This window comes from Pseudomonas sp. 25 R 14, from assembly GCF_900004755.1.
GTDB classification, from domain to species: domain Bacteria; phylum Pseudomonadota; class Gammaproteobacteria; order Pseudomonadales; family Pseudomonadaceae; genus Aquipseudomonas; species Aquipseudomonas brenneri.
On record NZ_CVTS01000028.1, the window covers coordinates 74,775 to 92,682 of the forward strand.

A 17,908-nucleotide genomic window follows, 5' to 3' on the forward strand; every position below is an offset into this window, starting at 1 on the left:
TTGTGACCGACAAGTATTTTTCAGTCACGCAACCCTCACTCCTACCGCTACAGGGCGAACATCTCGGCAGGCAGACTCATCAAGCAATCACTGCCCGCCTCCACCGCCGCACGATGGGCACTGGTGCGCGGCAACAGACGCTTGAAGTAAAACTCGCAGGTCGCCAACTTGCCACGGGCGTAGTCCGCATCGCCCTGGCCTGCATCCAACTGCGCCTGGGCCACCAGCGCCATGCGTAGCCACAGGTAGGCATGGATGATGTAGCCGCTGTACATCAAGTAATCCAGGGCCGCAGCACCGACTTCATCGGGGTTTTTCATCGCGGCCATGCCGACCTTGGTCGTCAACTCGCCCCATTGCTGGTTCAACTCATTGAGCTGCGCGACCTGGGCCTTGAGTTGTGGATGCTCGGCATTCGCCGCACAAAACTTATGCACGATTTTGGTAAAGCCGCGCAGCAGCTTGCCTTGGCTGCCCAGCACCTTGCGCCCCAGCAAATCCAGGGCCTGGATGCCGTTGGTGCCTTCATAGATCGGTGCGATCCGACAGTCGCGCACCAACTGTTCCATGCCCCATTCGCGGATAAACCCGTGGCCGCCAAACACCTGCATGCCGTGGTTGGTCACCTCCAGGCCGGTTTCCGTCATAAAGGCTTTGCAGATCGGGGTGAGGAACGCCAACAGATCCTCAGCCTGCTGGCGCTGCTGCGGGTCGTCGCTCAGGTGCGCGGTATCCAGCAGTTGTGCGGTGAAGTACGTCAGGGCGCGGTTACCTTCATTGAAGGCCTTCATGGTCAGCAACATGCGCCGCACATCGGGATGCACGATGATCGGGTCCGCCGGTTTTTCCGGGGCCTTGGCGCCCGTCAGGGCGCGCATCTGCAGACGGTCGTTGGCGTACTTGATCGCGCCCTGGAAGCTCGCTTCACCCAGGCACAACCCCTGCATGCCCGTGCCCAGGCGCGCATGGTTCATCATGGTGAACATGCAGTTCAGGCCCTTGTTGGCCTCACCGATCAGGTAGCCCTCGGCACCATCGAAATTCAGCACGCAGGTGGCCGAGGCCTTGATCCCCATCTTGTGCTCGATGGAGCCGCAACTGACCCCATTGCGCGCGCCGGAATCGGCGAGGAACTTGGGCACGATAAACAGCGAAATCCCCTTGGTGCCAGCAGGCGCGTCCGGCAACTTGGCCAACACCAGGTGGATGATGTTTTCACTCATGTCGTGCTCGCCGGCAGAGATGAAGATCTTGCTACCGGTCACCGCATAGCTGCCGTTGGCCTGGGGCACAGCGCGGGTCTTGATGATGCCAAGGTCGGTGCCACAGTGGGCTTCGGTCAGGCACATGGTGCCTGTCCACTGTCCGGCGGTGAGTTTGCTCAGGTAGGTGTCTTTCTGCTCTGCGGTGCCGTGGGCGTGAATCGCCGACATGGCACCGTGGGTCAGGCCAGGGTACATGCCCCAGGAGGTGTTGCTGGAGCCGATCATCTCGCTGAGCACCAAGCCCAGGGAAGACGGCAGACCTTGGCCGCCGTAGGCCGGATCCGCTGCCAGGCCATGCCAGCCGCCCTCGACGTATTGCGCGAAGGCTTCCTTGAAACCTTTGGGTGTGGTCACCACGCCGTTGTCAAAATGGCAGCCCTCTTCATCACCTGGACGGTTCAACGGGGCCAGCACGTTTTCGCAGAACCGGGCGCCCTCTTCGAGGATCGCGCTGACCATATCCGGGCTGGCCTCGGTGGCCCCCAGGGCAGCGTAATGAGCAGGGAAGTCAAACACGTGATCGATCAGAAAGCGCATGTCGCGCAGGGGAGCTTTATAGGCAGGCATGGTGATGTCTCCGGCGGCAGATGGCTTCAACCTACTGCTGCCGATGGCCCTGGACAATCACTGTACAGGCGCTGAATACACCGCCATCACTCAACCGGCAGCGCCCTGCATACGCACCGCGCCACGGCGGTTCTGGCCGGCGGCCACCACGCAGTTACGCCCGGCGCCCTTGGCGTTGTACAGCGCCTGGTCCGCAGACTTGAGCACTTCTTCCGGGGTGCGTTGCTCGGCCTGGCGCTCGGCGACGCCGATGCTCACGGTCACCGACACGCTGGAATCACCGCCACCCGAACGGCGCTGACGCCCCTGGTGATCGTCCTGGGGGCGGTTGTCCTGGTTGCGCAACTTGATGTGGTAATTGGCGATGATCTCGCGAATTTCTTCCAGGTGCGGCAGGCATTCATCCAGGGTCTTGCCGGCAAACACCACGGCAAACTCTTCGCCGCCATACCGATAGGCCCGGCCACCGCCGCTGACTTTCGACAGCTTGCTGGCCACCAGCCGTAGCACCTGGTCGCCAACGTCGTGGCCGTGGGTGTCGTTGAAACGCTTGAAGTGATCGACGTCGCTCATCGCCAGCACATAGTTGCGCCCCAGGCGCTGCATGCGCTCGTTGAGGGCCCGGCGCCCCGGCAGGCCGGTGAGTTCATCGCGAAAGGCCATCTGATAGGCCTCATGGGCCACACCCGCGGCGATCATCAACATCACCTGGCTGCACATGATGTTCAGGGTGAACGGCAGGATAAAAGTCTGCGGCAACATCCAGAACATCCCCAGCAACCCCACCAACTGCGCGGCATGCAACGGCCGAGGCTCACGCCAGTACTGGGCTGCCAGTGCGACAAAACCCAGCAGGAACATCGGGTACGACAGCTGGATCAGACTCATCCACGCGCCATGCAACGCAGGCCAGCGAATCTCCGCCAGCCAGTTGAGCAACGGCCCCGGATAACTCTGCTCCAGGCCCAAGGCCACGCTGCCTACGGCAAGCAGCACCGCGCAGCGTGCGACAAAGTCGCGGAACAAGTGAGTCTTCTCCTGCCAGAGTGCATAGATGCTGAACAACATCGGCAGGAGCAGGCACACCAGATGAAACACCACGGCGGCGTCTTCACGCACGCGGCCATGGTCGCGGTAGAAATCCGTCTGGGTATCCAGCAAGAAGTAGGCGACGTACACGGTAATCATCAGGAACAGCTCACGCTGCCTGCGGTACACCGCGCAATAGGCACCGCCCAGCAGCAACACCAGGGTCGGCAGGACGTTGAACAAGGAGGTGAAGAAGACGTTGAGGTCCTTGACGTAAGCAGCCGACAACCCCGCCAGCAATAACAGCAACGATGGTAGGAAATGACTGAAACGTACAGCAGACGCGCGCGACAAGGGTAAAGCTCCGACCCACAAAAAAAGATGGCACAGTGCCTTCACTGTTCACAGTTAAGCACATTCAATGTGACCTGCATCACATTGCCATCACTGTAACGGCAGCAAGGCGTAATCCCTGAGCGTGCCACTCAGGTTTTTTCACCCGTCCACAAAAAAGCCGCCGCTCCCGAAAGAGCGGCGGCTTGGCAGTGAACCCGCCGGGGCTTAGTAGCCCAGGTCGAAGTTCTCTTCTTTCATGTCCATCAGGTTGTTGGCACCCGACAGCATGGTTGCTACGTGGGTGCGGGTACGCGGCAGGATGCGCTGGAAGTAGAAGCGCGCAGTCTGCAGCTTGGCGGTGTAGAAGCCTTCTTCGCTGGTGCCGGCAGCCAGTTTTTCGGCAGCCAGGCGCGCCATGTCGGCCCAGAAGTAAGCCAGGCAGGCATAACCGGAGTACATCAGGTAGTCCACGGAGGCGGCACCGACTTCTTCACGGTCCTTCATGGCAGCCATGCCGACCTTCATGGTCAACTCGCCCCATTCCTTGTTCAGTGCCGCCAGCGGTGCGACGAACTCGCTGACCGCTGCATTGCCTTCGTTGGCCTGGCAGAACTTGTGCACGATCTTGGTGAAGCCCTTGAGCGCTTCGCCCTGGGTCATCAGCACTTTACGGCCGAGCAGGTCCAGCGCCTGGATGCCGGTGGTGCCTTCGTACAGCATCGAGATGCGGCTGTCGCGAACGTTCTGCTCCATGCCCCACTCGGCGATGAAGCCGTGGCCACCGTAGATCTGTACGCCGTGGTTGGCGGATTCAAAACCGACTTCGGTCATGAACGCCTTGGCGATTGGAGTCATGAAGGCCAGCAGGCCATCAGCCTGTTTCTTGGCTTCGTCGTCGGTGCCGTACTTGACGATGTCCACTTGCTTGGCAGTGAAGTACACCATCGCACGGTTGCCTTCGGCGAAGGCTTTCATGGTCAGCAGCATACGACGCACGTCCGGGTGGACGATGATCGGGTCAGCGGCCTTGTCCGGCGCTTTCGGGCCAGTCAGGGAACGCATCTGCAGGCGGTCACGCGCATATTTCAGGCCACCCTGGAAACCGATCTCGGCATGGGACAGGCCTTGCAGCGCGGTACCCAGGCGAGCGGTGTTCATAAAGGTGAACATGCAGTTCAGGCCTTTGTTCGCCGGGCCGATCAGGTAACCGGTGGCCGCGTCGAAGTTCATCACGCAGGTGGCGTTGCCGTGGATGCCCATCTTGTGTTCCAGGGAGCCACAGGACACCGCGTTGCGCTCACCCACCGAACCATCGGCGTTGGGCAGGAACTTAGGCACGATAAACAGCGAAATACCTTTGGTGCCAGCCGGAGCATCCGGCAGGCGGGCCAGTACGATGTGGACGATGTTGTCGGCCATGTCGTGCTCACCGGCCGAGATGAAGATCTTGGTCCCGGAGACTTTGTAGGAACCGTCGGCCTGAGGCTCGGCCTTGGTGCGCAGCATGCCCAGGTCGGTGCCGCAGTGCGGTTCGGTCAGGCACATGGTGCCGGTCCACTCGCCCGAGACCAGTTTGGTCAGGTAGGCGTCTTGCTGCTCGGGGGTACCGTGCTCGGAAATGGTGTTCATCGCGCCATGGGACAGGCCTGGGTACATGCCCCACGACCAGTTGGCTTCACCGACCATCTCGCTGACAGCCAGGCCCAGGGATTCCGGCAGGCCTTGGCCGCCGTGCGCCACGTCGTGGGCCAGGCTCGGCCAGCCGCCTTCGACGAATTGCTTGTAGGCTTCTTTGAAACCAGTAGGGGTTTTAACGCCTGACTCGCTCCAGGTGCACCCTTCGATGTCACCGACGCGGTTCAACGGGGCCAGCACTTGCTCACAAAACTTGGCGCCTTCTTCGAGAATGGCGTCAACCATGTCTGGGGTAGCGTCCTGGCAAGCCGGCAGACTCTGATAGTGCGCTTCGTAGCCGAGCAGTTCGTCACGAACGAAGCGAATATCACGCAAGGGGGCCTTGTAGTCAGGCATAGCGATAAACCTCTGCTGATGAATCCTGGAATGAACAACCGCGTGGATTTGTTGTAGCGGTCAAACAGTTGTTTGAAACATACGTTTACGACCAATCCTTGTCAAGCGCCCAGCAGATGCCGTTTGTCATGACGTAGGTCAACGCCAGGCGCGACGAGGCCTGCAGCGTGATGCCGCACAGAATTTCAACGGGAGATAAATGTAGGAGCCGGCTTGCCGGCGATAGCGGTGTGTCTGGCACGCCGCAATCGCCGGCAAGCCGGCTCCTACAGGAGAATTGGGGGGGATCAGGCGTAGGTGTCGATCAACGTGCCGAGCATTTCGTCGGAAGCCTTGGCGACTTTCGCACCCAGCTCCACTTGAAGCTTGCCTTCAGCCAGTTCCACCATATTGCTTGCGGAGCTGGTCGGCTGGCCGCGATTGACCGCCTGCAAGCGGTCATTCTGCGCATCCGAAGGCTGGCTGGTGGCAGCACTGGCGATTTTGCCGGCGGCCTGGTCGACGCGGTTTTGCCCAGCCTGAATCGTGCTCAGGCCTGAATAAAACGCACTGCTTCCAGAGATTTCCATGGCGTGAACCTGCCTTGCAATAAATCGTGAATCCTTATTGAAGCAGACAATCTGGCAAAAGGCCCGTCAATAACACTAATGGCATAATGCCTTATCGCTAGGAAAAACTAATCAAGCAAGTCCAATTGCAGGTACTCGGCCACCGCTTCGGCCGTGGGCTGCTTGAGCCTCGGCACCCGCCCCAGGCATGGCGCGGGCAGGCGTTCGGCCAAGGTGGCGAGGTTTTCTTCCAGACGGGAGGTCTTCGGGTCGATGATATTGGCCACCCATCCTGCCAACGGTAAACCGTCCCGGGCGATGGCTTCGGCGGTCAACAAGGCATGGCTGATGCAACCCAGGCGTACGCCCACCACCAGAATCACCGGCAGCTTGAGCGCCTTCGCCAGATCTGACAGGTTGTCCTGGTCGGCCAGCGGCACGCGCCAGCCGCCTGCGCCTTCGATCAAGGTGAAGTCTGCTTGCTTGCCGAGGATATGTTGCATCGGCTTGAGCAAGGCTTGCACAGTCAGCGCCACACCGGCTTCACGGGCCGCCAGGTGCGGCGCAATGGCGGGTTCAAAGGCCAGTGGATTGACTTCGGCGTAGGTAAGCGGCAACGAGCACTCGGCCAGCAAGGCCAGGGCATCGGCGTTGCGCAAGCCACGGCTGGTCACTTCGCACCCAGAGGCCACAGGCTTGCCGGCGGCGGTGCTCTTGCCGGCCTGTCGGGCGGCGTGCAGCAGGCCGGCGGCGACGGTGGTCTTGCCGACATCGGTGTCAGTGCCAGTGATGAAATAGGCAGCGCTCATAATGGTTTCTCCAGTACGGCGTACACAACTTGATAGGTTGCCGGCAGGCCCCGGGCCTGGCGGAACTGCTCATAGGCCTGCACCAGTGCAACAATCCGCGCCCGGCCCGTCAAGCCACCGGGGCGCCCCGGGTTCAGATTGTGCGCCCCCAATGCTTTCAATTCGTGGGTCAGGCTGCGCACATCCGGGTAATGCAGCACGTGGGGGCACTGTTCCAGGCTCACCACGCGCAAACCACTGGCGGCGCACAGCTGTTGATAAGCACTGAACGGGCGAAAGCGATTGACGTGCACCAGGCCGTCCGCCGCCCGCCAGCTTTCGCGCAGCTCATCCAGCGTACCGACGCACAGGCTGGCAAACGCCAGCACCCCGCCAGGCTGCAATACGCGTCGGGCTTCACTGAGCACCGCGGTGAAGTCCGCGCACCACTGCACCGCCAGGCTGGAGAAGATCAACTCACAACGGCCATCCTGTAACGGCAAGCGTTCGGCATCCCCGGCGATAAAATGCTCGGCACCGCCCAAGGGTCGCGCGTGATGGAGCATACCTTCGGCGATATCCAGCGCCAGGCCCTGGCTCTGGGGAAACGCCCCATTCAATGCGCGACTGAAATACCCGGTGCCGCAGCCCAGGTCCAGCCAGCGCCCGGGCAGTAGCGACGACGGCAAGCGCCTGAGCAACTCGCCGCCGACGTCACGCTGCAACTGGGCAACGCTGTCATAACTGGCCGCCGCCCTGGAAAACGACGCCGCGACCTGGCGCTTGTCGGGCAAGGCGCCCGGCAGTGGAGGATGGGACAAATCAGTCATCACCGCACTCATGCAAGAAAGCCTGGATCGCCCCCGCCACTCCATGGGGGTTATCCAGTAGGAAAGCGTGGCCGGCTTGTTCAATCAGGCCGATCTCAACATCAGGTAACAACTTCAGCAACTCGGTTGCCGCCTCACAGGGCACCAGCTCGTCCAGGCCGGCAAACAGATGCAACTGCGGACCACGAAAAGCCTGCAAGGCCTCGCGGGTGTCCAGTTGTGCGAGCAGTTCAAGGCCGGTCATCAACATGCTGGACGGGGTAGCCGGCGCGCTGCTGACCAGCAAGCGCGCAATGCCCCGTGGGTCTTGCGTGCCCTTGGCACACAGCAAGCCGAAGCGTTTGAGGGTGACTTGCGAGTCGGCATGGCAACCGGCCAGGAACGCATCAAAGGTCTCAGCCGGCATTGCGCTGGGCCAGCCCTCATGGGCAACAAAACAGGGGTTGCTGGCCAAGGTCAGCAAGCCGCAGCAGCGTTCACCGCGCCGTGCCGCCAACTCGGACGCGAGCATCCCGCCCAGGGACCAGCCGCCCAGCCAGACGTTATCTGGCAAGGTGGCGTCGAGTTCGTCGAGCCATTCATCAAGATCGCTGCCGGCGAGCGCTGGCAACGGCTCGATATCCACCCGCAGATGCTCATCCAGACCACGCAGGGCAGCAGCCAGGGGCTCCAGTGGCGATACGCCCAGGCCCCAACCGGGAAGTAATATCAGTCGGTCACGCATGGTCGGACTCCCGGCCTGACAAGCGGAAACACTCGTCCAGTGCGTCTAACAATAGTCGCACCTGCGCCTCGTTGTGGGCGGCACTCAAGGTCACGCGCAAACGGGCACTGCCAGCCGGCACAGTGGGCGGGCGGATTGCCGTGACCATGATCCCGCGCTCACGCAGCATCTGCGACAGACGCACCGCCCGAGCACTGTCGCCAATCATGATCGGCTGGATCGGTGTGAAGCTGTCCATCAACTCCAAGCCGATCTGCTCGGCACCCTCGCGGAACTGGCGGATCAGCGCATTCAAATGCTCACGCCGCCAGTGTTCGCTGCGCAGCAACTCCAGGCTTTTGAGGGTGGCGCAGGCCAGCGCCGGCGGCTGGCTGGTGGTGTAGATGTAGGGGCGGGCAAACTGGATCAGGCTTTCGATCAGTTCCTCGCTGCCGGCAACAAACGCCCCCGCGGTACCGAACGCCTTACCCAGGGTGCCGACCAATACCGGCACATCTTCCTGGCTCAGGCCGAAATGTTCGACGATCCCACCACCCTTGGCGCCCAGCGGGCCGAAGCCGTGGGCATCATCAACCATCAGCCAGGCGCCCCTAGCCCGTGTTTCGCGGGCCAGGGTCGGCAAGTCGGCAAGGTCACCGTCCATGCTGAAAACGCCGTCGGTAACCACCAGGGTATTGCCGCAGGCTTTTTCCAGGCGTGTGGCCAGGCTGGCCGCATCGTTGTGCAAATAACGATTGAACCGCGCACCAGACAGCAAACCCGCGTCCAGCAGGGACGCGTGGTTGAGCCGGTCTTCCAGCACCGTATCACCCTGCCCCACCAGCGCGGTGACGGTGCCGAGGTTGGCCATATAACCGGTGGTGAACAGCAAGGCACGCGGGCGCCCGGTGAATTCGGCCAATGCCTCCTCCAACGCATGGTGCGGCGTGCTGTGGCCGACCACCAAGTGTGAGGCGCCACCGCCCACGCCCCAACGGGCAGCACCAGCCTGCCAGGCTTCGATCACTTGTGGGTGATTGGCCAGGCCCAGGTAATCGTTATTGCAAAAGGCCAATAACGGCTGGCCGTCCACCACCACCTGCGGGCCTTGCGGGCTTTGCAACAGCGGGCGTTGGCGATAGAGATTATCGGTACGGCGGGCAGCGAGGCGCGCGGCGAGATCGAAAGACATGCTGGCCTCATATTCAAGGGATTGAACTCGATCAAAAATGTGGGAGCGGGCTTGCCCGCGATTACGGTGTGTCAGTCAGCTAATGTCTTGACTGACTCTCCCTGATCGCGGGCAAGCCCGCTCCCACATTTGGATGGCGTTTCAATCAGACGACAGCGTTGTAGAACTGCTCGCTGCTCTTCTGCTCGACCAACGCCTGCTCAATCGCCGCCTGGTGGACCTCATCGGCGTGCTCTTCACGGGCTTCCGGCAAGATGCCCAGGCGTGAGAACAGCTGCATGTCCTTGTCCGCCTGCGGGTTGGCGGTGGTCAGCAATTTGTCGCCGTAGAAAATCGAGTTGGCGCCGGCAAAGAACGCCAGGGCCTGCATCTGCTCGTTCATCGCTTCACGGCCGGCGGACAGGCGCACATGGGATTGCGGCATCAGGATGCGCGCCACGGCGAGCATGCGGATAAAGTCGAACGGGTCGATATCCTCGGCATTCTCCAGCGGCGTACCCGCCACCTTCACCAGCATGTTGATCGGCACCGATTCCGGATGCTCCGGCAGGTTGGCCAACTGGATCAGCAGGTTGGCGCGGTCGTCCAGGGATTCGCCCATGCCGAGGATGCCGCCCGAGCAGATCTTCATCCCCGAATCACGCACATACGCCAGGGTTTGCAGGCGCTCGCTATAGGTGCGGGTGGTGATGATTGAGCCGTAGAACTCCGGCGACGTATCCAGGTTGTGGTTGTAGTAGTCCAGGCCTGCCTGGGCCAGGGCCTCGGTCTGGTCCTGGTCCAGACGACCCAGGGTCATGCAGGTTTCCAGGCCCATGGCCTTCACGCCTTTGACCATCTGCAACACATAGGGCATGTCTTTGGCCGATGGATGCTTCCAGGCGGCGCCCATGCAGAAGCGGGTCGAGCCGATAGCCTTGGCACGTGCCGCCTCTTCGAGGACTTTCTGCACTTCCATCAGCTTTTCTTTTTCCAGGCCGGTGTTGTAGTGGCCCGACTGCGGACAATATTTGCAATCTTCCGGGCAGGCACCGGTCTTGATCGACAGCAACGTGGAAACCTGCACCCGATTGGCATCGAAATGCGCGCGGTGCACGGTCTGCGCCTGGAACAGCAGGTCATTGAACGGCTGGACGAACAGGGCTTTGACTTCGGCCAAAGACCAGTCGTGACGCAAGGTGGCAGTGAGGCTGGCGCTCATGGGCGATTCCTTGTTTATGCTTGGGCAAGCGCTGTGGGAAGGGCAATACCCACAGGCACGACACGGATGCTCGGCATATTTAAGGAAGATTCATGCACTGTCAACCTGACTACAAACACAAGGTTTACATCTGGTTAAAAAGCAATCAAATCTGTTTGATCTGTGATGAAGCCACTGACTCGGCCGCGACGTTGTGCAACGCCTGCGAAATCGACCTGCCGTGGCTGACACAGGGCTGCCAGGTGTGTGCCCTGCCCTTGCCAGCCAGCGGGCTGATCTGCGGCCAATGCCAGCGGTCACCGCCCGCGTTCAACCAAGTGGTGGCGCCGTGGACCTACCACTTTCCCGTGGACAGCCTGATCAGCCGCTTCAAGCACCAGGGCAAATGGCCCCTGGGGCATTTGCTGGCGAGCCTGTTGGGAGAATGCCTGCAACACCGCTTCGACAATGCCGAACTGTCACGGCCCGAGCGCTTGCTGGTGGTGCCGATGGCCACCAAACGCTTGCGCCAACGCGGTTACAACCAGGCCGCCATGCTCGCCCGCTGGCTGAGCCAGGACCTCGACCTGCCCCTGGATGAACAGGCGCTGCTACGCCCCCATGACACCATCGCCCAGCAGCAACTGGACGCCAAGCAGCGCCAGCGCAACCTGCTCAAGGCCTTTGCCCTGGCACCCGGCGCGCGGGTCCAGGGCCAACATCTGGCGCTGGTGGATGATGTGCTGACCACCGGCGCCACCGCCCACAGCCTGGCGCGCTTGCTGATGGACGCCGGCGCGCGCCAGGTCGACGTGTATTGCCTGGCGCGCACACCCAAGCCCGGCACATGACTTGACTCTGGCGACGCCTGCCCGCAACGTCCTGTGCATTCCAAGCCAGTGTGCAGCCGTTCGCCATGCCTTTACCGTCTCTGTTGAGCCAACATATCGTCCGTCGCCCGCAGCGCATCGCCTTGCTGCAACATATCGCCGAACAGGGCTCCATTACCCGCGCCGCGAAAAGCGCCGGTTTAAGCTACAAGGCCGCGTGGGATGCCATCGATGAATTGAACAACCTGGCGCAAAAACCCCTGGTCGAACGCAGCGTCGGCGGTAAGGGCGGCGGCGGTGCGCGGCTCTCGGCAGAGGGTGAGCGGGTGTTGCGCCTGTATCAGCGCCTGCAAACCCTGCAAGCCCAGGTACTGGAGGCCGCTGAAGACGCCAGCGACTTCAACCTGCTGGGCCGCCTGATGCTGCGCACCAGCGCGCGTAACCAATTGCATGGCCAGGTGATCGCCATCGATAGCCATGGCCGTAATGATCGGGTGCGCCTGGAACTGGCCGGTGGCCTGACCCTCGATGCACAGATCACCCATGACAGCACCCTGCGCCTGGAGCTGGAAATTGGCACTGAGGTGGTCGCGCTGATCAAGGCCGGCTGGCTGGAGTTGATCGCGGCGGACCTGGCACCTGAGCCTGGATTTAACTGCATGGGCGGCGTGGTCGAGGCCATTCTTGATGCCGATGATGGTCCCAGTGAGGTGCGCATTGTCTTGCCGAATGGGCTGGTGCTGTGTGCACTGGCGGCGCCCGAGCAGCTCAAGGCGCTGGGGGCGGGTGAAGGCACGCGGGTACAGGTGCAGTTTGCGCCGAGCAATGTGCTGTTGGGCACGCCGGTTTAGGTGATCTTTAGGGCCTCATCGCGGGCAAGCCTGCTCCCACATTTGACCGGTGTACACAGAAACATTGTGGGAGCGGGCTTGCTCGCGAAGGCGATAGTACACACACCACCTATCTCCAGCCCGGTGCGCTACCATACCCGGCCGGACGCGGCGACCTGCTGCGCGCAGGAGTTCGCATGGCCCACCCGTTTGAAACATTGACCCCCGACCTGGTTCTTGACGCTGTCGAAAGCATCGGCTTCCTCAGCGACGCCCGCGTATTGGCGCTCAACAGCTACGAAAACCGCGTCTATCAGGTCGGCATCGAAGACAGCGAACCGCTGATCGCCAAGTTCTACCGGCCCCAGCGCTGGACCAACGAGGCGATCCTCGAAGAACACCGCTTCACCTTCGAACTGGCCGAGTGCGAAGTGCCGGTCGTGGCCCCGATGATCCATAACGGCGAAAGCCTGTTCGAACACGCGGGTTTTCGTTTCACCCTGTTTCCCCGCCGTGGTGGCCGGGCGCCGGAGCCGGGCAATCTTGATCAGTTGTACCGCCTCGGGCAGTTGCTCGGACGCTTGCATGCGGTCGGTGCCACCCGTCCCTTCGAACACCGCGAAGCCCTGGGCGTGAAGAACTTCGGCCATGACTCCCTGAACACCCTGCTCGAAGGCAATTTCATTCCCAAGAGCCTGTTGCCCGCCTACGAGTCCGTAGCCCGCGACCTACTCAAGCGCGTGGAAGACGTGTACAGCGCCACGCCGCACAAGAACATCCGCATGCACGGCGACTGCCACCCCGGCAACATGATGTGCCGCGACGAGATGTTCCATATCGTCGACCTCGACGACTGCCGCATGGGCCCGGCGGTGCAGGATTTGTGGATGATGCTCGCCGGTGATCGCCAGGAATGCCTGGGGCAACTGTCGGAACTGATGGACGGCTACCAGGAGTTCCACGATTTCGACCCTCGCGAGCTGGCGCTGATCGAACCCTTGCGCGCCTTGCGCCTGATGCATTACAGCGCGTGGCTGGCACGGCGCTGGGATGACCCGGCGTTCCCCCACAGCTTCCCGTGGTTTGGCAGCGAGCGGTATTGGGGCGACCAGGTGCTGGCGCTGCGCGAGCAATTGTCGGCGCTTAACGAAGAACCGTTGAAGTTGTTTTAAATGAAATCACGCGCGCTCAGCATGTAGGAGCGTGCTTGTCTCCGGGCGGCGTTCCGACGAAGGTCGTTAACGATAACGCGGGAAACCTGACACCCAGCGGTGCCCTCAGGTTTTTCGCGAGCAAGCTCGCTCCTACAAAAAGCCAACCCATCGATAGACAAATTTCCTTACAATCACGGCTTTGTTAGCTGCCTATGCAAGGATTCTGCATGCAAGCCGCCAACCCGCGTCGCGGGTACATCCTGGGCCTGAGTGCCTACATCATCTGGGGCCTGTTCCCGCTCTACTTCAAAGCCATCGCCAGCGTGCCGGCTGCCGAAATCATCGTCCACCGCGTGCTGTGGTCGGCGCTGTTCGGCGGTTTGCTGTTGCTGGTGTGGAAACACCCCGGCTGGTGGCGTGAACTGCGGGACAACCCCAAGCGTCTGGCGATCCTGGCGCTGAGCGGCTCGTTGATCGCGGGCAACTGGCTGACCTATGTGTGGTCAGTCAACAGTGGGCGCATGCTCGAAGCCAGCCTGGGTTACTACATCAACCCGCTGGTCAACGTGCTGCTGGGCATGCTGATCCTCGGCGAACGCCTGCGCCGCCTGCAATGGGTGGCCGTCGGGCTGGCCGCCGTGGGTGTGGCGCAACAGGTGTGGCAGGTCGGCAGCTTGCCGTGGGTGTCGCTGGTACTGGCGCTGACCTTTGGCTTCTATGGCTTGATCCGCAAGCAGGCGCCGGTCAAGGCGCTGCCGGGGTTGGTGGTGGAAACCTGGATGCTGGTGCCGATTGCCCTAGCGTGGTTGCTGCTCAATCCGACAGCCCACAGCGCGAATATGGCGTTCTGGAGCACCTCCGAGGCCTGGTGGCTGGTAGCCGCAGGCCCGGTGACCTTGATCCCGTTGGTCTGCTTCAACGCCGCTGCGCGGCATTTGCCGTACACCACCCTGGGATTCCTGCAGTACCTGGCGCCGACCCTGGTGCTGCTGCAAGCCGTATTGCTGTTCGGCGAACACATGACCCCCGCCAGCCTGGTGGCGTTCGTGTTTATCTGGGCCGGGCTGGCGGTCTACAGCGTTGATGCATGGCTGAGCCTGCGCAAACGCTGATCAAATAACGTACAAACCCCTGCATGCCACAGCCGGCGTGGCTTGCAGGCTTTCACCCCAAGGTTATCCACAGCCTGATCCCCGGTGTTTGTGCACAAGCCGTTGAAATTGCTCGTTTTTTGCTCAGCGCACGGAGAGCCCCGGCCGGCGTGGCCTGGCGCCGGGTCTCTACAGCTTATCCACAGGCCCATGCAAGATTTCCATGAACAACCCTGTGGACGGTTATTCCTCGCTGCGCAGTTGCAATTCCACCATCAAATCGTCGGCCAGGGTTTCCAGCGCAGCCTGCAACTCATCCAATGCCAGGGTGGAGGGCACCGCCAGCGCAGCTTCGGCGTGAAACAACGGGTCGCTGCTCATTGGCGCCGGACGCACGTCGGTGCTCAGGCGTTCCAGGTTGACTCCTTGCTTGCTCAACAGCGCGGTGATTTCGCGCACGATGCCTGGCCGATCATTGCCCACCAGGGTCATCAGGATCGGCTTGCTCGCGCTCGCCTGCCCGCCACTGCTCTCACCCACCAGCACCCGAATGCCATGGGTGGATAGGTCCTCCAGGGCGCTGACCAATTCGCTGCGGTTTTCCATCGGCACACTGACCCGCAGGATCCCGGCAAATTGCCCGGCCATATGGGCCATGCGGCTTTCCAGCCAGTTGCCACCGCGTTCGGCAATGCAGTGGGCAACACGTTCGACCACACCGGGTTTGTCGGCGGCGATGACGGTGAGTACGAGATGGTCCATGGCAACAGTCCTCTGGTGATGAATACTCGATTATAGGCACCTGCATGTAGGAGCGAGCTTGCTCGCGAAAATCGCTAGCGATGACGCGGGCATCCTGGATGTACGCGGCGCACTTGAGTTTTTCGCGAGCAAGCTCGCTCCTACAGGGGATTTGGCTAAGCGAAAAACAAATCGTGTACCATTTTTATATTTATCTGGAACAATCCATTAGTTTTTTGAGAACATCCCATACCCCGCTGTGACCGTACAACCAAAGTGGGTCGCTAAACGACGTATTTAGTCTAATTTTCACAACCGCAACTCATCATGTAGTATGCCTCGGCGCGCACTACATAACGTTAGGTCGATGTCTGCCCAGGCGCCGTCGTAACCCCGAACACCCCGTCAGCAAGCCTTGCGCCGTTGATTGGAACCACCCAGCCGCCGTTGATGGCATGTACTGGTGCCTTGGGTTTGTGGTTTAAATGGCCGAAGGCTTCATTGGTAAATTGAAAAGCTGAAAAGCGAATTAGCTCCGCAGAGTGAGGCAAGCAATGACTGAACACGTTCAAGTCGGTGGCCTGCAGGTCGCCAAAGTCCTGTTCGACTTCGTAAACAACGAAGCCATTCCCGGTACCGGCCTGACCGCCGACCAGTTCTGGGCCGGTGCCGACAAGGTCATTCACGACCTGGCACCGAAGAACAAAGCCCTACTCGCCAAACGCGACGATTTCCAAGCGCGGATCGATGCCTGGCACCAGACCCACGCCGGCCAGGCCCATGACGCGGTGGCCTACAAGGCCTTCCTGCAAGATATTGGCTACCTGCTGCCAGAAGCGGCGGACTTCCAGGCGACCACACAAAACGTCGATGACGAAATCGCCCGCATGGCCGGCCCCCAGTTGGTGGTGCCGGTGATGAATGCGCGGTTCGCCCTCAACGCCTCCAATGCCCGCTGGGGCTCGCTGTACGACGCGCTGTATGGCACCGACGCCATCAGCGAAGCCGACGGCGCCGAGAAAGGCCCGGGCTACAACAAGGTGCGTGGCGACAAGGTCATCGCCTTCGCCCGCGCCTTCCTCGACGAAGCCGCACCGCTTACCGCCGGCAGCCACGTTGACTCCACCGGCTACAAGATTGTCGATGGCAAGCTGATTGTCAGCCTCAAGGGCGGCAGCAACAGCGGCCTGCGCGACGATGCGCAACTGATCGGCTACCAGGGCGATGCGGCCCAGCCAATCGCGATCCTCCTGAAAAACCACGGCTTGCATTTCGAAATCCAGATCGACGCCAGCACCCCGGTCGGCCAGACCGACGCCGCCGGCGTCAAAGACATCCTGATGGAAGCCGCGCTGACCACCATCATGGACTGCGAAGACTCCGTCGCCGCCGTCGATGCCGACGACAAAGTGGTGATCTACCGTAACTGGCTCGGCCTGATGAAGGGCGACCTGGCCGAAGAAGTGGCCAAGGGCGGCAAGACTTTCACCCGCACCATGAATGCCGACCGCAGCTACACCGGCATCGACGGCAATGCCGTGACCTTGCATGGTCGCTCGCTGCTGTTCGTGCGTAACGTTGGCCACCTGATGACCATCGACGCGATCCTCGACGCCCAGGGCAATGAAGTGCCCGAAGGCATCCTCGACGGTCTGATCACCAGCCTGGCAGCGGTCCATAGCCTCAATGGCAACAACAGCCGCAAGAACAGCCGCACGGGCTCGGTGTATATCGTCAAGCCGAAGATGCACGGCCCGGAAGAAGCCGCGTTTACCAACGAGCTGTTCGGCCGTATCGAAGAGGTACTGACCCTGCCGCGCAACACGCTCAAGGTCGGGATCATGGACGAGGAGCGCCGCACCACGGTCAACCTCAAGGCCTGCATCAAGGCGGCCAGCGAGCGCGTGGTGTTTATCAACACCGGCTTCCTCGACCGTACCGGCGACGAAATCCACACCTCCATGGAAGCCGGCGCGATGGTGCGCAAGGCCGCGATGAAGGCGGAAAAATGGATCAGCGCCTACGAAAACTGGAACGTCGATATTGGCTTGAGTACCGGCCTGCAAGGTCGTGCGCAAATCGGTAAAGGCATGTGGGCGATGCCCGACCTGATGGCTGCCATGCTGGAGCAGAAGATCGCGCACCCACTGGCCGGCGCCAACACCGCTTGGGTCCCATCACCTACCGCCGCGGCGCTGCACGCACTGCATTACCACAAGGTCGACGTATTTGCCCGCCAGGCCGAACTGGCCAAGCGCGAGCGTGCTTCGGTGGACGACATCCTGACCATTCCCCTGGCGCAGAATACCGACTGGTCCGAGGAAGAAATCCGCAACGAACTGGACAACAACGCCCAGGGCATCCTCGGTTACGTGGTGCGCTGGATCGACCAGGGCGTGGGTTGCTCGAAAGTGCCGGATATCAACGATGTGGGCCTGATGGAAGACCGCGCCACCCTGCGTATCTCCAGCCAGCACATCGCCAACTGGCTGCGCCATGGCGTGGTCAGCCAAACCCAGGTCATGGAAAGCCTCAAGCGCATGGCGCCGGTGGTGGATCGGCAGAATGCCGGGGATGCGCTGTACCGTCCGTTGGCTCCGGATTTTGACAGCAATATCGCGTTTCAAGCCGCGATTGAGCTGGTGATTGAAGGGACCCAGCAGCCCAATGGTTATACCGAGCCGGTGTTGCATCGCAGGCGTAGGGAGTTCAAGGCCAGGAATGGCCTGTAACTGACAACTGAAATAAAGAAGCCCCGGCCATATGGCCGGGGCTTTTTATATAGCGTGTAGA

General features: G+C 61.4%; 15 protein-coding genes. 5 read left to right on the forward strand and 10 right to left on the reverse strand.

Translation table 11 applies throughout. From position 1 onward, the window contains the following. Nucleotides 1–47 precede the first annotated feature (47 nt). From BFQ03_RS06115 to bioB, 9 genes are all read right to left on the reverse strand, one after another. A complete protein-coding gene (locus BFQ03_RS06115) occupies nucleotides 48–1,832 on the reverse strand; it encodes an acyl-CoA dehydrogenase C-terminal domain-containing protein (protein ID WP_065942686.1) in 1,785 nt (594 codons plus the stop codon). A gap of 90 nt (nucleotides 1,833–1,922) precedes the next feature. Continuing rightward, on the reverse strand, nucleotides 1,923–3,215 hold the full coding sequence (locus BFQ03_RS06120) for a GGDEF domain-containing protein (protein WP_032858583.1): 1,293 nt from the start codon (nucleotides 3,213–3,215) through the stop codon (nucleotides 1,923–1,925). Between the two features lie 207 nt (nucleotides 3,216–3,422). After that, nucleotides 3,423–5,228: a phenylacyl-CoA dehydrogenase gene (locus tag BFQ03_RS06125; protein ID WP_029296902.1), complete on the reverse strand. Its 1,806-nt coding sequence runs from the start codon at nucleotides 5,226–5,228 to the stop codon at nucleotides 3,423–3,425. A gap of 287 nt (nucleotides 5,229–5,515) precedes the next feature. After that, entirely contained in the window at nucleotides 5,516–5,797 is a 282-nt protein-coding gene (locus BFQ03_RS06130) for a hypothetical protein (protein ID WP_029296904.1), read from the reverse strand. A 107-nt stretch (nucleotides 5,798–5,904) separates the two neighbouring features. After that, nucleotides 5,905–6,585 (reverse strand): dethiobiotin synthase, encoded by a 681-nt coding sequence (gene bioD, locus BFQ03_RS06135; RefSeq protein WP_032858585.1) that lies wholly within the window; start codon nucleotides 6,583–6,585, stop codon nucleotides 5,905–5,907. After that, a complete protein-coding gene (gene bioC, locus BFQ03_RS06140; RefSeq protein ID WP_065942687.1) occupies nucleotides 6,582–7,394 on the reverse strand; it encodes a malonyl-ACP O-methyltransferase BioC in 813 nt (270 codons plus the stop codon). The genes bioD and bioC overlap by 4 nt, the downstream gene beginning before the upstream one ends. Next, nucleotides 7,387–8,118 (reverse strand): alpha/beta fold hydrolase, encoded by a 732-nt coding sequence (locus BFQ03_RS06145; RefSeq protein ID WP_032858588.1) that lies wholly within the window; start codon nucleotides 8,116–8,118, stop codon nucleotides 7,387–7,389. The genes bioC and BFQ03_RS06145 overlap by 8 nt, the downstream gene beginning before the upstream one ends. Beyond that, entirely contained in the window at nucleotides 8,111–9,289 is a 1,179-nt protein-coding gene (gene bioF / locus BFQ03_RS06150) for an 8-amino-7-oxononanoate synthase (RefSeq protein ID WP_065942688.1), read from the reverse strand. The genes BFQ03_RS06145 and bioF overlap by 8 nt, the downstream gene beginning before the upstream one ends. Before the next feature lie 145 nt (nucleotides 9,290–9,434). Further along, nucleotides 9,435–10,490 carry a biotin synthase BioB gene (bioB, locus tag BFQ03_RS06155; RefSeq protein ID WP_029296913.1) on the reverse strand — a complete coding sequence of 352 codons (1,056 nt, stop codon included), beginning with the start codon at nucleotides 10,488–10,490 and terminating at the stop codon, nucleotides 9,435–9,437. A gap of 92 nt (nucleotides 10,491–10,582) precedes the next feature. Between bioB and BFQ03_RS06160 the strand changes: the two genes are divergently transcribed. The 4 genes from BFQ03_RS06160 to rarD all read left to right on the forward strand — a co-directional run bounded on the left by BFQ03_RS06160 (nucleotide 10,583) and on the right by rarD (nucleotide 14,395). After that, nucleotides 10,583–11,320, forward strand: coding sequence for a ComF family protein (locus BFQ03_RS06160; RefSeq protein WP_032858592.1), 738 nt, complete (start codon nucleotides 10,583–10,585; stop codon nucleotides 11,318–11,320). 65 nt (nucleotides 11,321–11,385) lie between these two features. Continuing rightward, nucleotides 11,386–12,150 (forward strand): TOBE domain-containing protein, encoded by a 765-nt coding sequence (locus BFQ03_RS06165; RefSeq protein WP_032858594.1) that lies wholly within the window; start codon nucleotides 11,386–11,388, stop codon nucleotides 12,148–12,150. 176 nt (nucleotides 12,151–12,326) lie between these two features. After that, the gene (locus tag BFQ03_RS06170; protein WP_032858595.1) at nucleotides 12,327–13,301 is read left to right on the forward strand and encodes a serine/threonine protein kinase; all 975 of its coding nucleotides are present in this window, start codon (nucleotides 12,327–12,329) and stop codon (nucleotides 13,299–13,301) included. Nucleotides 13,302–13,510: 209 nt separating this feature from the next. After that, the gene (gene rarD, locus BFQ03_RS06175) at nucleotides 13,511–14,395 is read left to right on the forward strand and encodes an EamA family transporter RarD (RefSeq protein ID WP_032858597.1); all 885 of its coding nucleotides are present in this window, start codon (nucleotides 13,511–13,513) and stop codon (nucleotides 14,393–14,395) included. A gap of 222 nt (nucleotides 14,396–14,617) precedes the next feature. On the opposite strand, the gene BFQ03_RS06180 is transcribed toward rarD, so the two are convergent. Next, on the reverse strand, nucleotides 14,618–15,136 hold the full coding sequence (locus BFQ03_RS06180; RefSeq protein ID WP_065942689.1) for a glycine cleavage system transcriptional repressor: 519 nt from the start codon (nucleotides 15,134–15,136) through the stop codon (nucleotides 14,618–14,620). Between the two features lie 533 nt (nucleotides 15,137–15,669). Between BFQ03_RS06180 and BFQ03_RS06185 the strand changes: the two genes are divergently transcribed. Beyond that, entirely contained in the window at nucleotides 15,670–17,847 is a 2,178-nt protein-coding gene (locus BFQ03_RS06185) for a malate synthase G (RefSeq protein WP_032858601.1), read from the forward strand. Nucleotides 17,848–17,908 lie beyond the last annotated feature (61 nt).